Raw genomic sequence first — 14375 nt, 5'->3', positions numbered from 1 at the left:
CCGCCCGGTTTGTGATGAGGAGAACCAGCCCTGTCCGGTTCGGTCGCAACCCCGCCCCTCCGCAAGGGCGCGGCCGCCGGCGGGTCGGGCCGCCGTCCGGTCGAATGAGCGAGACAGTGTCGGGAATCGGAAACGCCCTCAACCCCCGAGGATTAGGGGTACAGTCCTCGGGGGCAAGGGGTGCGCGGCGCTCAGGCGCCGGCCAGGACCCGCGTGATCGCCGCGTCCAGCAGCTCGACGCCCAGGTCGATCTCGGCATCGGTCGCGGTCAGCGGCGGGGCGATGCGCATGGTGCCGCCGGAGAGGCCGGCGCGGACGATGTTGGCGGACAGGCCGAGTTCGAGCGCCGTGTCGGTCACGGCGTCGGAGATCCAGGCCGCGTCCCGCCCGCCGGCGTCAGCGAATTCCAGCCCCAGCAGCAGGCCGCGGCCGCGGATATCGCCAATGCAGGGATGGCGCCGCTGCAGCCCGCGCAAGCCCTCCGCCAGCCGCGCCCCGGCCTCGGCCGCCCTGGCCGCCAGGCCGTCGCGGGCCACGATCTCGAGCACCTTCAGCCCGACCGCCGCCGGCAGCGGGTCATTGACATGGGTGGTGTAGAACAGGAAGTCGCGCGCCTCGGCCTCGGCGGCGATCGCTTCGCTGGTCATCACTGCGGCCAGCGGCAACCCGGCGCCCAGCGTCTTCGACAGCGTCAGGATGTCCGGCACAACGCCGTCGCGCTCGAAGGCGAACATCAGGCCGGTGCGGCCGATGCCGGTCTGCGCCTCGTCCAGGATCAGCAGCATGCCGCGGGCCCGGCAATGCGCCTGCAGCGCCGCCAGATAGCCGGGCGGCAGGTCCAGCACGCCGCCGCTGCTGAGGATCGGCTCGGCGATGAAGGCGGCCAGGTTGCCGGTGCACTGCCGGTCCAGCAGGGCGAAGGAATCGTCCAGCTCCAGCCGCCAGTCGATACCGGGAAAGCGCGGGCGATAAGGGTTCGGCGCCGGGATGCCGAACTGGCCGGGCATCAGCGGGCCGGTGCCGCGCCGGCCGGCCTTGTAGGTGGCGGCCGCGGCGGCGCCGGTCATGCCGTGCCAGGACTGGGTGAAGCCGACGATCTCCCACTTGCCGGTGACCAGCTTGGCCAGCCGGATCGCCGCCTCGTTCGATTCGCCGCCGGTCGACAGCAGCATCACCTTCGGCAGGCCGGGCACCAGCCCCGCCAGGGCCTCGGCCAGGTCGACCACCGGCGCCGACAGCATCGAGGAGAACAGATGGTCCAGCCGTCCGACCGCGTCGCGCACCGTGGCCACGATCTCCGGATGCGAATGGCCGAGGATGGCGCTCATCTGGCCGGAGGTGAAGTCCAGCACCCGACGGCCGGCGGCATCCCACAGGAACGCGCCTTCGGCCCGCACCGGCACGAAGGGCACGAAGTCGCCGCCATAGCGCAGCAGGTGGCGCCGGGCACGGGTCCAGAAGGCGGGGTCGAGGTCGGTGGCGATGGCGTCCATGACAAGCGTCCCTCCCGGAAAGACAATGCGCCATCCTCCGCCGTGGCCTGCCCCGCGGCAAACGCAGAGAATTCGCTGGACTCATGAGCGGAATTCACCATTCATCGGGCGATGAAGCGACCGCCCCTGCCGCTGCGCGCGCTCGCGGCCTTCGAGGCCGCCGCCCGCCTGGAAAGCTTCCGGGCGGCGGCAGAGGAGTTGGCGCTGACCCCCTCGGCGGTGAGCCACCAGGTGCGCATCCTGGAAGCCCGGCTGGGCCTGCGGCTGTTCGACCGGGTCGGCCGCGGCGTCGTGCTGTCGCCCGAGGGATCCGAGCTGTTCGGCCGGATCGGCGGCAGCTTCGACGCGCTGGCCGAAGCGGTGGAGACGGCTGCGCGGCGCGGTCGGCGCGCCCGCCGGTCCGAGGTGGTGCTGCTGCGCACTCCGCCGTCGCTGGCCGGAAGCTGGGTGTTGCCCCGCCTGCCCGCCTTCCTGGCCGGTCATCCGGAGATCGACCTGCGGGTCCATGCCGATCTGCGGCTCGCCACCGAGGCCGCCCGCTCCGAGGCCGACGGGGTCGACCTGGCGATCTGGTACGGCGACCACGCGCCTGCGGCGGCCGTGCCGCTGCTGACCGAGACGGTGCAGCCGCTCTGCGCCCCGGCCCTGGCCGCCCGCGCCGACCTGCGCGCGCCGAGCGACCTGCCGGCGTTGCCGCTGATCGTCACCCGCGACAACCGCCTGTCCTGGGAGGGATGGTTCCGGCGCCAGGGCGTGGCGCTGGACGAAGCATTCGCCGGCACCATCCAGCTCGACCCGTCGCATGTCGCGATCGAGGCGGCGGTCAAGGGCCTGGGCGTGGTGCTGGAGAGCGACGTGCTGGCCGAGGACGCGCTGCGCGAAGGCCGGCTGGTCGCCCCCTTCCCGGGGCTCGGCGTGACCTGGCCCGCCTACTGGCTGGGCATCGCCCGCGGCTCGGCCGGCCGGGAGGGCGTGGAGACCGTGCGGGCGTGGCTGATGGAGAGTTCGGCGCGCACCACAGAGGGTTGAGGCTCAGGATCTATAGACGCGTTGCCTCTCCCGCGTTCTCACAACGCCATCCCGTCATTGCGAGGAGGCGAAGCCGGCGAAGCAATCCATGCTTCCGCTCTTGCGGCCCGATGGATTGCTTCGCTGTGCTCGCAATGACGATTTGGGAACTGTGAGAGGACGCGAGGCAACGCGCTCGCTCTAAGCCACCCGCGGCAGCGGCTGGGGCTCGGCCAACGGGCGCAACCCCTCCGGGATCCACTCCCCATGCGCCGCCAGCAGGTCGTCGACCAGCTTCCAGATCTGGTCGAGATCCAGCTCCGCCGCCGTGTGGGGGTCCAGCATCGCAGCGTGGTAGATGTGGTCGCGGTTGCCGGTCAGCAGCGCCTCGACCGTCAGCGACTGGACGTTGATGTTGGTCTGCATCAGCGCTGCCAGATGCGGCGGCAGCCGGCCGATGCCGATCGGCTGCACGCCGTTGCGGTCGACCAGGCAGGGCACCTCGACCGTGCAGTCGGCCGGCAGGTTCTCGATCAGCCCGCCATTCTGCACATTGCCGTAGATCACCGCCGGCTGGCCGGTCTCCTTGGCGCGGATGATGGTCGAGCCGTATTCGACGCTGCGCCGGATCTCCAGCGGCACGGTCGGGTCCTGCAGTTGGGCCTTCAGCGCGCCCCATTTGTCGATCTGGCGCTCGCAGCGGGTGATGTATTCGTCGAGCGGGATGTTGAAGCGGTCGACGATCTCTTCGCGCCCGCGCTTGATGTACCAGGGCACGTATTCGCTGAAATGCTCGCTGGATTCGGTGACGAAATAGCCGAGCCGCAGGAACATGTCGTAGCGGACCCGGTTCCACTCCGGCACCCGCCCCTCCTCCACCACCTTGCGGATCAAGGGCGTCAGGTCTTCGCCGTCGCGCTCGAACTTCAGGTAGAAGGCCATGTGGTTGATGCCGCCGCAGAGATAGCTGATCTCCTCGACCGGCACGCCGATATCCTCGGCGATCTCCGCCGCCGTGCCCTGCACGCTGTGGCACAGGCCGACGGTCTTGATCTTCGTCGCCCGGTTCAGCGCCCAGCAGTTCATCGCCATCGGGTTGGCGTATTGCAGATGGGTCACGTCCGGGCACAGCCGCTCCATGTCCCGGGCCTGCTCCAGCAGCACAGGCACGGTGCGCAGCGCCCGCATGATGCCGCCGATGCCGAGCGTGTCGGCGATGGTCTGGCGCAGCCCGTAGGTCTTCGGCACCTCGAAATCGGTCACCGTGCAGGGCTTGTAGCCGCCGACCTGGATCATGGTGATGGCGTAGTCGGCGCCGTCCAGCGCCCGGGCGCGGTCGGTCGTCGCCTCGATCGTCGCCGGCGCCTTCAGCGCCTCGGCGATGCGCCGGGCCACGGTCTCGGAGGTGGCCAGGCGCTCCGGGTCGATGTCATAGAGGGTGATGCGCGCATCCGCCAGCTCCGGATAGGACAGGATGTCGCCGATCAGGTTCTTGGCGAAGACCGTGCTGCCGGCGCCGATGAAGGTGATCTTGGGAGAGGTCATGCGAGGGTCCCGGTTGGCGGAAGGGCCCGCGGCGCGGCGGCCGCGGGCCGAAGTGGACGGGTTATTCGAACAGTGCGTTGACCTGGTCGTTCGCCTCTTTCAGCAGCGGCGCGACCGGCACGTCCTCGAGGAAGATCCGGTCGAAGGCCACGTTCATGGTCGACAGGATCTGCGGCGAATAGTCGGTGATCGGATAGAGGAAGGTCTGGTCCGGGGTCGCCTCGCTGGTGAAGGCGGTGACGTCCTGGCCGCGGGTGGCGAAAGCATCCTGGGCGATCTTGGCCGCCGCCGGGATCGCCGGGAACACCACGCCGGCCTTGCCGATGATGCCCTGGCAGTCCGCCGAGCCGAGGAACTTGACCCATTCCCAGGCTTCGTCCGGGTGCTTGGTGCCAGTCCAGATCGAATCGCCGAGGCCGTTGAACATGCTCTTGCGGCCCTGCGGCCCGGTCGGCAGCGGCACGAAGCCATATTGGAAGGACACGTTCTTGCCGTACCAGGTGGAGTTCCAGGAGCCGTCGGCGACGATCGCCCCCTTGCGGGCGCCGAGCAGTGCGGTGCCTCCGAGGGCACCGACATCCTTCTGCGGCAGGCCGTAGCCCTTCTTCAGCGACAGGTCGCGCAGCCAGGTCAGGGTCTCGGCCAACACCGGGTCGTCATAGTGGTACTTGGTGCCCCAAGGCCCGTCGGTGAACTTGAAGCCGGCGGAGACGGCCAGCCAGCTCCACTGCGTCTGGCCGTAGCCGTCGATCTTCGGAGTGATCAGCCCGTACTGGACCACATTCTTCGGGTCGAAGCCGGCCTCGTCGCCGCGCTTGCCGTTGGCGTCGAGCGACAGCTTGGCCAGGATCTTCTCGAAGCTGCCGCCGTCCTTCGGGTTCCAGGTGGCGCTCTTCAGCTCGTCGACGGTGACCCTGGCCTTGTCGAGCATCTCCTTGTTGTAGACCAGCGCCACCGTATCCCAGTCCTTCGGCATGCCGTAGAGCTTGCCATCGCGGGTCCACAGGTCGACCAGGCCGGGGCTGTAGATCTTGGTGTCGACCTTGTCGCGCTCGACCATGGGCGTCAGGTCCATGATCTGGTCGTTGGCGACGAATTCAGGATAGGAGCGCAGATGGTCGGCGAAGACGTCCGGCGCCTCGCCCGAGACAAAGCCGGTCGACAGCGTGGTCCAGTAGTCCAGCCAGCCATATTGCGTCACCTTGACGGTGATGTCGGGATGCTTGGCCGTGAAGGCGGCGGCGCATTCCGCATAGTGCGGCGCCTGCAGCGCGTCCCACAGCCAGTAGTTCAGCTGGGTCTCGGCCCGGGCGGCGCCGGCTCCGGCCAGGGACAGGGCCGCCACGGACAGACACAGGGTCCTCGACAAGCTCACACGCATCTCAGGCCTCCTCCGATCTCGTTTGTTGACGCACGGGTCATTTCAGCCCGCTGAACTGCAGGGATTCGACGACGCGCCGGCCGAACAGCACGAGCAGCACGATCACCGGCACGATCGACAGCACGGTGCCGGCCATCAGCCCGGTCCAGTCCGGGTTGCCGTTCTGCTGCTGGGTCTTGAAGGCGGCCAGCGCCACCGACATGACCCGGACATCGGCGTCGCGCCCGACCAGGAACGGCCAGAAGAAGTCGTTCCAGGCGTTGATCGACAGCAGGATCGCCAGCGTCGCGATGGCGCTCTTGTGCACCGGCAGCACCACCGACCAGAAGGTCCGGAACGGCGTGGCGCCGTCGATCCGCGCCGCCTCCTCCAGCTCGCGCGGGGTGGTCAGGAAGAACTGGCGCAGGAAGAACACGGCGAAGGGCGACATCAGGATGGTCGGCGCCACCATGCCCTGGAAGGTGTTCAGCCAACCCAGTTCCTTGATCAGCACGAAGTTGGGGATGAACAGCACGATCGCCGGGATCATGGTGGCGGCGATGAACAGGTAGAAGATCACCGACGACCCGATGAAGCGGATCCGGGCGAAGGCGTAGGCGGCCAGCGCCGAGAAGAAGATCTGCCCGCCCACCGTCAGCAGCGTGAAGATCAGGCTGTTGCGCAGCGCCAGGGCAAAGTTGATCGGCGTCGACGGGGTGGCGGGGTCGATCGGCGCCAGGCCCAGCACGCGGCGGAAATTGTCGAGGGTCACCTCGACCGGCACCAGCAAAGTCGCCTGGTCGAACAGCGTCGCGGTCGGCACCAGCGCCGTCTTCAGCGTGATCCAGAGCGGGAACAGCGAACAGACGATGAAGCCGACCAGCATCGCCCAGGCCAGGATGCGGCCGGGGGACAGGCGAAGGGCGGGGGCTTGCGGCAGAGCGATCGCGGTCATGGCGCGTCCCTCACTCGAGATCCGAGCTGCCGGCGCGCAGCGCCCGCATCTGCAGGATGGTGATCAGGATCAGCACCGCGAACAGCGCCACCGACATCGCCGAGGCGTAGCCCATCTTCGAGAAGCGGAAGGCGCTTTCGTAGACGTACCAGATGATGGCGCTGGTCGAGTTCGCCGGCCCGCCCTGGGTGGTGACGGCGATGGTGTCGAACACCTGGAACGACCCGATCACGCTGGTCACCAGCACGAACACCAAGACCGGGCGCAACAGCGGCAGGGTGATGCGGCGGAACACCACCCACTCCCCCGCCCCTTCCAGCCGCGCCGCCTCGTACAACGACCGCGGGATCGCCTGCAGCCCGGCGTAGAATAGGAGGGCGGTGAGGCCGACATGGCGCCAGATGTTGATCCCGGCGATCGACATGATGGCGAGGTCCGACGTCGCCAGGAAGGATTGGCGCGGCACGTCGATCAGCCCGAGGAAGGCGTTGGTCATGCCCAGCAGCGGGTCGAGCAGCCACAGCCAGATCAGCGCGGCGATGACGTTGGACAGGAGATAGGGCGCGATCACCACCGCCCGCAGCGCCACCGACTTGCTGAGCCGGTCCATCATCACCGCCAGGGCCAAGCCGAGCACGGTCTGCAGCGGGATGTTGTAGAGCACATAGGCGACGGTGATGCGGGCCGACTGCCAGAAGCGCGGGTCGTCGATCAGCTTCAGGTAGTTGTCGAAGCCGATGAATTTCGGCGCCCGCATCAGGTTCCAGTCGGTCAGGCTGATCTCGACCGCCCGCAGCGTCGGATACAAATAGAAGATGCCGAAGCCGATCAGCGCCGGCAGGATGAACAGCCAGCCGGTGACGTTGCGCTGCAGCGCCGCCCGCAGCTTCGGACGGGACCGCAGCCAGCCGGCGGCCGCCGGCCTGCTCAACTCCGCTGCCACCATCCTCGACCATCCTCCCCGGATCGGGCCCGGCATCTCATGGAAGCAGGGCTTCTGTCTGCGGATGACACGTGTCACTATCGTTACTAACACGTGTTAGCTATAGTCAAACGAGATCCGGCCGGCTTGTCAAGCGCCGACCGGCATGGCAGAGGGGACCGGGCCCGCCCGATCGGCCGGGCGCCTCGTGAAGCGGATGGATATGGAACGACGCAGGATCACCAGCCACGATGTCGCCCGCCGGGCCGGGGTGTCGCGCGCCACCGTGTCGATGGTGCTGAACCGGTCCGACGCGGTGGTGATCAGCGCCGAGACCCGGCAACGCGTGCTCGAGGCCGCGGCGGCGCTGGGCTACCGGCCGAACTCGGCGGCGCGGATGCTGGTGCGCGGCGACACCGAGACCATCGGCCTGGTGGTCACCGACCCGCAGGTCCTGGCGGTCGACGGTTTCGTGCCGCAGCTCTTGTACGGCATCGCCCAGGCGACGCAGGAGAGCGGCTACCGCATCCTGCTCGAGGGGGTCGAGCCCGGCGCCGGGCCGCACGCCTATGGCGAGCTGGTGGAGGGCCGTCGGATCGACGGGCTGATCGTGCTGAACCCGCCGACCGACGCGCCGCAGATCCATGCGCTGATCGACCAGGGCTTCCCGCTGGTTCTGCTGGGCTCGGTCCGCCACCCGCGCGAGCATGCGGTCAACTTCTCCACCCGCCGCGCCATCCGCCGCTCGATGGACCATCTGGCCGGGCTGGGGCATCGGGCGATCGCCCATATCGGCTTTTCGCCGCCCGGCTTCGTCGCCACCGATGCACGGCTGAACTCCTACCGCGAATCGCTGCGCGCCCACGGCATCGAGCCGGACGACCGGCTGGTTGCCTATGGCGCCTTCAGCGCCGAGAGCGGCCACCGGGCGATGCGCGAGCTGCTGGACCGCGGCGGCGAACGGCCGACCGCGGTCCTGGCCGGCAACGACACCATCGCGCTGGGTGCCCTGGCGGCGCTGACCGATGCCGGTCTGTCCGTGCCGGACGACATCGCCCTGGTCGGCTTCGACGACCTGCCCTTCGCCGCCCTGCTGCGCCCGGCTCTGACCACGGTGCGCAACCCGGGCGTCGAGCAGGGCCGCCAGGCGGCGCAGCTGCTGATCCGCCTGTTGAAGGGCGAAACGGTCGATCAGCGCCGCATCGCCCTGCCGACCGAGCTGGTGATCCGGGATTCCTGCGGCGCGAGGCAATCCGGCCGGTAGGGCGAATGCATTTCCGTGGGATTCGATGTATTATTCGAGTCGCGTCCTTGCGATTTGCGAACGTGATTTTCATAAGGGATAGCAAATTCGGAATTTTCGTTCCTGCAGCTTGGCTGCGGCCGTCATCGGCGGCATGATGATCTTCGCCAGCCCGGCCTCCGCCGACGACCTTCAGTTCACCCTGACCAATGCGACCTCGGTCAGCGCCACCGAGTTCTACGTGTCGCCAGCCAGCGTCGACAATTGGGAGGAGAACCTGCTGGAGGGCAAGTACCTGCCTGCCGGCAACGAGGTGACGGTGACCATCGGCGACGGCCGGCGCACCTGCACCTATGACCTGAAGACGGTGTTCGAGGACGGCCGGACCGCGCAGAACGACGGCGTCGACCTCTGCCAGACCGGCAAATACACCGTGCACGAGTGACCGGATGCCGGGGCGGCCCCACGCCGCCCCGGCCCGGATGTCACGGCACCGAGGGCGTGCAGCCTGGCCGGTCGAACAGCGCGGCCAGGCCGCAGGCCGAGGTCAGCATGCGGTCGCCGTCATGGCCAACGCCCGGGACCAGCAGCACGCGCTGCCGGAACCCGTCCGGATGGCGCCCGCGCAGATACTGGACATAGGCTTCGCCGCGGGCGAGGCGGTAGGGACCCTGCGCCTCCGCCATGCAGCTCTTGTCCAGCGCCGGATGGTTCGGATCGGTGTCGGCCGTGCCGAGCAGATAGGTGACGTCGCGGCCGAGATAGGCCTGCTCCAGCACCGCCGGGGTCGCCGCCCCGGCATAGGCGGGCAGCTCGGCCATGCCGTATTTCCAGCGGTCGAATTTCGGGCAGGCGGCGGCGGCGAAGGGGGCGAAGCCGCCCTCCCCGTCCGGCCGGTCGGGGTTGAAATAGGCGTAGGAGGATGGGTTGGCGACGACGTAGCGGACGGCGATGCCGGACGCGGTCGGCGCCGCCTCGCCCTGGCCCAGGATGGCATAGCGCTGCACCACCTGACCGCCGCCGGAGTGCCCTGCCACCACGATCGTCGTCAGGTCCGGGAACAGCGTGCGGTCGGCCAGCCGGGCCAGGGTCGCGTCGAGCGCGGCGAAGGAGCTGATCGGGGCCGGGCCCTTGGCTTCGGCGCCGCCCTCCCAGCCTGCAGCGCTCCAGCGCAACGTAGCGGCCGGCAGGTGGAACGCCGCAGCATCGATGTCGGCCAGGAATTGCGGCACGACCAGGATCGCCGACCGGCCCGCCTCCCCCGCCGCCGCCAGGGCCTTCTCGGCCGAGGCATTGTAGACGTCGGCGTTGCGCAGCCGGCCGTGGACGACGATCACCGCCCGGGTGACGCCCGGCTGCCGCTTCGACCAATCGCGCGAGACATAGAGCGCCAGCTCGCCGGTGCCGGCCGGCGCCGTCACCGTCAGGCGCTGGTCGGCCACCACCTTGACCGGGTGCGGTTTCTCGTCGGCGGCCCGCAGGGGCAGGGCCGAAAGCATCAGGCAGGCCGCCGCGGCGATGCCGAGAAGACGTCGCAGGATCACGCTGGATCTCCCTCGCTGTGATGGGTCCCACACGTCGGACCGCCGTCCTTCCGGCGGCCCATACTCCTCGCACATGTTTCCATCAGACATCGTCATGGGCCGCCTGGCGGAGGCGCGGGCAATACTCGCCCTCACCTGTCCGACCACAGACGAGCCGAGCCCATGACCGATACGCAGCGCTCCCCGATCGACGACATCATCGAGACCGTCGAATTCGAATCCGACCAGCCGCTCGACCAGGCGGCACTGCGGGCGGAACTCGCCCGATATGCCAGGATCCTGAGCATGGACACCGAGCTGTCCCTGAGCCCGGAGCTCGACGCGGACACCCGACGGGACCGGGTGCGGGCCATCATCCTCAAAGCGAGCTATTTCTGCATGCTCGACACCGCCGCCACCGACGCGGAGTCCGCCGGCAACCAGCTGCGGATCGTCCTCGGCGGCCTCGAGGGCCATGAATACGAAGGCCTGACCCGAAAGCAGGAGCGCGAGATCCGCAGCTTCATCGAGGCGGCCCATGCCGACGGCAAGGTCACCTTCGAGGAGACCATCGACTTCCTCGCCTTGGTGAACCGCACGACCGACGACGTCGCCCCCGACCTTCCCGCCTCCAGCCTCGCCACCGCGAAGTTCTATCTCGAGGAGCACGGCATCGAGCCGACCGAGGACCGGATCCGGGCCCTGGCCGAGGCGGCGGAAACCACCGTGGCCGGCACCGAGGACGAGGTGGAGGAAGCCGCCTGAGGCCGCGGCCGGCAGGGCGGACGGCGCTGACATCGCCGTCCGCCCTGCTGCCTTATTCCGCCGGAGCGGGGACCACGCCGTCGTCCAGCGCCGGCAGCGGCTCGCCGGCCAGGGCGGCCTTCAGCCGGTCCTGGTCCAGCGCCCCCTCCCAGCGGGCGACGACGACGGCGGCCACGGCGTTGCCGACGATGTTGGTCAATGCCCGGCACTCCGACATGAAGCGGTCGACGCCGAGGATCAGCGCCATGCCGGCGACCGGCACCGTCGGGACGACGGAGAGCGTCGCCGCCAGGGTGATGAAGCCCGAGCCGGTGACGCCGGCGGCGCCCTTGGAGCTGAGCATCGCCACCAGCAGCAGCAGGATCTCGTCGCCATAGGACAGATGCGTGTTCGTCGCCTGGGCGATGAACAGCGCCGCCATGGTCATGTAGATGTTGGTGCCGTCGAGGTTGAAGGAATAGCCGGTCGGGATCACCAGCCCGACCACCGGCTTGGCGCAGCCCGCGCGCTCCATCTTCTCCATCAGCGACGGCAGCGCCGCTTCCGACGAGCTGGTGCCCAGCACCAGCAGCAGCTCGGCCTTGATGTAGCGGACCAGCGCCAGCACCGAGAAGCCGTTGTAGCGGGCGACGGCGCCGAGCACGAACACCACGAAGATGATCGCGGTGACGTAGAAGGTGCCGACCAGGAAGGCCAGGTTGACCACCGACCCGATGCCGAACTTGCCGATGGTGAAGGCCATGGCGCCGAAGGCGCCGATCGGGGCCGCCTTCATCAGGATGTTGACGACCTTGAACACCGCGCCCGACACCGACTTCAGGAAGTTCAGCACCGGCGTACCTTTCTCGCCGGTCATGGCGAGGCCGATGCCGAACAGCACCGAGACGAACAGCACCTGCAGGATGTCGCCGCCGACGAAGGCGCTGACCATCGTCGCCGGGATGACGTTCAGCAGGAAGCCGACGATCGACTGGTCATGAGCCTGGGTGGTGTATTTCTCCACCGCCTTCGGGTCCAGCGTCGCGGGGTCGATGTTCAGGCCCGCGCCCGGCTGCACCAGGTTGGCGATCACCAGGCCGACGACCAGCGCCAGGGTCGAGAACACCAGGAAGTAGATCATCGCCTTGGCGCCGACCCGGCCGACCTTCTCCAGGTCGTGCATGCTGGCGATGCCGGTGACCACGGTCAGGAAGATGACCGGCGAGATGATCATCTTCACCAGCTTGATGAAGCCGTCGCCCAGCGGCTGCAGCGACGCCCCGGTCTCGGGCCAGAAATGGCCGAGCAGGACGCCGATCACGACCGCGATCAGCACCTGGACGTAGAGATGGCGGTAGAAGGGGATGGGACGCGTGGCGGCGTCGGCTGTGGCCATGGCACACACTCCTCGGGGCGCAGGCCGCGATGACCGCGGCGACGCCGGCATGGGGTTTCCTGCCGCCCCGGGGATGCCCCTTCTTGCGGACGGCTGGCCAAGTAGGGAGCAATCGCCGTGCCAGCCGGGATTACATCGGCCGGGGTTTCGCCATACTCTTGATCGAAAAGGGACTTTTCTGGACGCCCCGCGATCGCTGGCTGCCGATCTGTGCGGAATCCCGCACAAGTGCCGCCCAGGCCGGGCGGACATCCGCACAGCCTTCCCCACAGTCAGTCCGGCCCCGCAGTGCTAGACTCGCGGCATGACCACCGTCGACCGTCCCCTGGCCGCCGCAATCCTGGCCCGGCCCGCCGCAGCGCCGCACCGGTGGCACAGCTGGGCGATCTTCGCCGTGGCCGGCGTCGCCCTGTTCACCGCCGTGGTCTGGCTGGCCGGGCCGGTCGGGCGCGACCGGGCGCTGGGCGAGATCGCGCGCTCGGCCGAGGCCGCCCTCGGCCTGCATGTGGCGATGCTGCGCAGCGAGCTGGAGAAGCAGCGCTCCCTGCCCTTCGTCCTGGCCCAGGACCCGGATGTCCGCGCCGCGCTGACCGCTGCCAACGACCGGCCGCGGCTGGACAGCATCAACGCCAAGTTCGAGGCTCTGAGCCGCGGCACGCGGGCGGCGGTGATCTATCTGCTGGACCGCGGCGGCACCGCGATCGCCGCCAGCAACTGGCGCGAGCCGATCAGCTTCGTCGGCCAGCACTACGCTTTCCGTGGCTATTACCAGCGGGCGGTCGAGACCGGCGAGGCCGAGTTCTTCGCCATGGGCACGATGAGCCGCAAGCCCGGCTCCTACCTGTCGCGCCGGATCGACGGGCCGAACGGGCTGCTCGGTGTGATCGTGGTCAAGGTCGAGTTCGACGAGATGGAAGAGGCCTGGGGCCACTTCGCCGAGACCGCCTTCGTCACCGACGAGCGCAACGTGGTGCTGCTGACCGACGTGCCGGACTGGCGCTTCCGCAGCTTCGGCCCGCTGCCGGAGGCGGATCGCGCGGCGGTGCGCGAGAGCCTGCAATATGGCGGGGCGCCGCTCGACCCGCTGCCGATCGCACCGGATGCAGCCTCGCCCCGGCCCGAGGCCGTGACCGCGACCCTGCCGGGCGCGCGGCTGGCCGGGCGCTTCCTCGCCCTCGCCGCCCCGGTGCCGACCACCGGCTGGACCCTGCACCTGCTGGCGCCGACCTCGCCTTCCGTCGGCCGTGCCATGACCGACACGCGGCTGATCGCCGGGCTGGTGACGCTGCTGGCGCTGGCCGCCGCCGCCGCGCTGCTCTACCGCCGCAACCGCGCCCTGACCAACACGGCGCGGCAAGCGGCGGCGCAGGCGGAACTGGAGCGCCGGGTCGCCGAGCGCACCCGGGCGCTGAACGACGCCAACCAGCGCCTGACCGAGGAGATGGAGGAACGGCGCCGCGGCGAACAGCGCCGGCAGCAGCTGCAGGAGGAGCTGACCCAGGCCAACCGCCTGGCCATCCTGGGCCAGGTCGCGGCCAGCGTGGCGCATGAGATCAACCAGCCGGTGGCGGCGATCCGCGCCTATGCCGACAACGCCTCGGTGTTCCTCGACCGCGACAAACCCGCTTCGGTGCGCGAGAACCTGTCGACCATCGCCGGGCTGACCGACCGGGTCGGCACCATCACCCAGCACCTGCGCGCCTTCTCGCGCAAGGCGACCGGCCGGGTCGAGGCGACATCCTGCGCCGATGCGGTCGAGGGCGCGCTGATCCTGACCCGGCCGCGCATCCGCCGCCAGTCGGTGCGGCTGGTGCAGGATCTGCCGCCCGGCGACGTCCGGGTGGTGGCGGAGCGGGTGCGGCTGGAGCAGATCCTGGTCAACCTGCTGCAGAACGCGCTCGACGCCGTCGACGGTCTGCCCGCACCGGAGATCCGCATCGCGGTGGATGCCGGGGACGAAGAGGTTAAGATTGCGGTGTCAGACACCGGCAAAGGCCTCGACCCCGACGCGATGAAGGCGCTGTTCATCCCCTTCGCCACCTCGAAGCCGGCCGGGCTCGGGCTTGGCCTGGTGATCTGCCAGGACATCGCGCGCGAGTTCGGCGGCAGCATCGCCGCCGCAAACCGAGACGGCGGCGGGGCGGTCTTTACCGTGACATTGAGACGGGCGCAATGAGGGCGCCCGG

The 14375-nt window shown here is 69.3% G+C and carries 12 protein-coding genes; 5 read left to right on the top strand and 7 right to left on the bottom strand.

Features of this window, described 5'->3' with window-relative positions; genetic code table 11:
- Nucleotides 1-191: 191 nt before the first annotated feature.
- On the bottom strand, nucleotides 192-1493 hold the full coding sequence (locus FFK22_RS06365) for an aspartate aminotransferase family protein (protein ID WP_221938434.1): 1302 nt from the start codon (nucleotides 1491-1493) through the stop codon (nucleotides 192-194).
- Nucleotides 1494-1604: 111 nt separating this feature from the next.
- On the opposite strand from FFK22_RS06365, the gene FFK22_RS06360 reads away from it, so the two are divergent.
- Entirely contained in the window at nucleotides 1605-2522 is a 918-nt protein-coding gene (locus FFK22_RS06360) for a LysR substrate-binding domain-containing protein (protein WP_138886932.1), read from the top strand.
- A 180-nt stretch (nucleotides 2523-2702) separates the two neighbouring features.
- Here FFK22_RS06360 and FFK22_RS06355 read toward each other — a convergent pair whose 3' ends face one another.
- From FFK22_RS06355 to FFK22_RS06340, 4 genes are all read right to left on the bottom strand, one after another.
- Nucleotides 2703-4046, bottom strand: a complete 1344-nt coding sequence (locus FFK22_RS06355) for an alpha-glucosidase/alpha-galactosidase (protein ID WP_138886931.1) — start codon at nucleotides 4044-4046, stop codon at nucleotides 2703-2705.
- Between the two features lie 61 nt (nucleotides 4047-4107).
- Nucleotides 4108-5427, bottom strand: a complete 1320-nt coding sequence (locus tag FFK22_RS06350) for a sugar ABC transporter substrate-binding protein (protein ID WP_138886930.1) — start codon at nucleotides 5425-5427, stop codon at nucleotides 4108-4110.
- Nucleotides 5428-5464: 37 nt separating this feature from the next.
- A complete protein-coding gene (locus FFK22_RS06345) occupies nucleotides 5465-6361 on the bottom strand; it encodes a carbohydrate ABC transporter permease (RefSeq protein ID WP_138886929.1) in 897 nt (298 codons plus the stop codon).
- A gap of 10 nt (nucleotides 6362-6371) precedes the next feature.
- Nucleotides 6372-7307 (bottom strand): carbohydrate ABC transporter permease, encoded by a 936-nt coding sequence (locus FFK22_RS06340; RefSeq protein ID WP_138886928.1) that lies wholly within the window; start codon nucleotides 7305-7307, stop codon nucleotides 6372-6374.
- A gap of 199 nt (nucleotides 7308-7506) precedes the next feature.
- Between FFK22_RS06340 and FFK22_RS06335 the strand changes: the two genes are divergently transcribed.
- Both FFK22_RS06335 and FFK22_RS06330 read left to right on the top strand, forming a co-directional pair.
- Nucleotides 7507-8547, top strand: a complete 1041-nt coding sequence (locus FFK22_RS06335; RefSeq protein WP_138886927.1) for a LacI family DNA-binding transcriptional regulator — start codon at nucleotides 7507-7509, stop codon at nucleotides 8545-8547.
- Nucleotides 8548-8656: 109 nt separating this feature from the next.
- Nucleotides 8657-8971 carry a hypothetical protein gene (locus FFK22_RS06330; protein WP_221938433.1) on the top strand — a complete coding sequence of 105 codons (315 nt, stop codon included), beginning with the start codon at nucleotides 8657-8659 and terminating at the stop codon, nucleotides 8969-8971.
- A gap of 40 nt (nucleotides 8972-9011) precedes the next feature.
- On the opposite strand, the gene FFK22_RS06325 is transcribed toward FFK22_RS06330, so the two are convergent.
- Nucleotides 9012-10070, bottom strand: coding sequence for an alpha/beta hydrolase (locus FFK22_RS06325; RefSeq protein WP_138886926.1), 1059 nt, complete (start codon nucleotides 10068-10070; stop codon nucleotides 9012-9014).
- 162 nt (nucleotides 10071-10232) lie between these two features.
- Here FFK22_RS06325 and FFK22_RS06320 point away from each other — a divergent pair, with 162 nt between their 5' ends.
- Complete coding sequence (locus FFK22_RS06320; protein WP_138886925.1) at nucleotides 10233-10814, top strand: hypothetical protein; 582 nt, start codon at nucleotides 10233-10235, stop codon at nucleotides 10812-10814.
- A gap of 52 nt (nucleotides 10815-10866) precedes the next feature.
- Here FFK22_RS06320 and FFK22_RS06315 read toward each other — a convergent pair whose 3' ends face one another.
- A complete protein-coding gene (locus tag FFK22_RS06315; RefSeq protein ID WP_221938432.1) occupies nucleotides 10867-12189 on the bottom strand; it encodes a dicarboxylate/amino acid:cation symporter in 1323 nt (440 codons plus the stop codon).
- A 304-nt stretch (nucleotides 12190-12493) separates the two neighbouring features.
- On the opposite strand from FFK22_RS06315, the gene FFK22_RS06310 reads away from it, so the two are divergent.
- Nucleotides 12494-14365, top strand: coding sequence for an ATP-binding protein (locus tag FFK22_RS06310; protein WP_138886923.1), 1872 nt, complete (start codon nucleotides 12494-12496; stop codon nucleotides 14363-14365).
- Nucleotides 14366-14375: the final 10 nt, after the last annotated feature.

Source organism: Mycobacterium sp. KBS0706, assembly GCF_005938675.2.
Lineage (GTDB): Bacteria > Pseudomonadota > Alphaproteobacteria > DSM-16000 > Inquilinaceae > Inquilinus.
The sequence above is the reverse complement of the archived record's forward strand: the minus strand, read 5'-3'. Positions and strand labels throughout refer to the sequence as shown.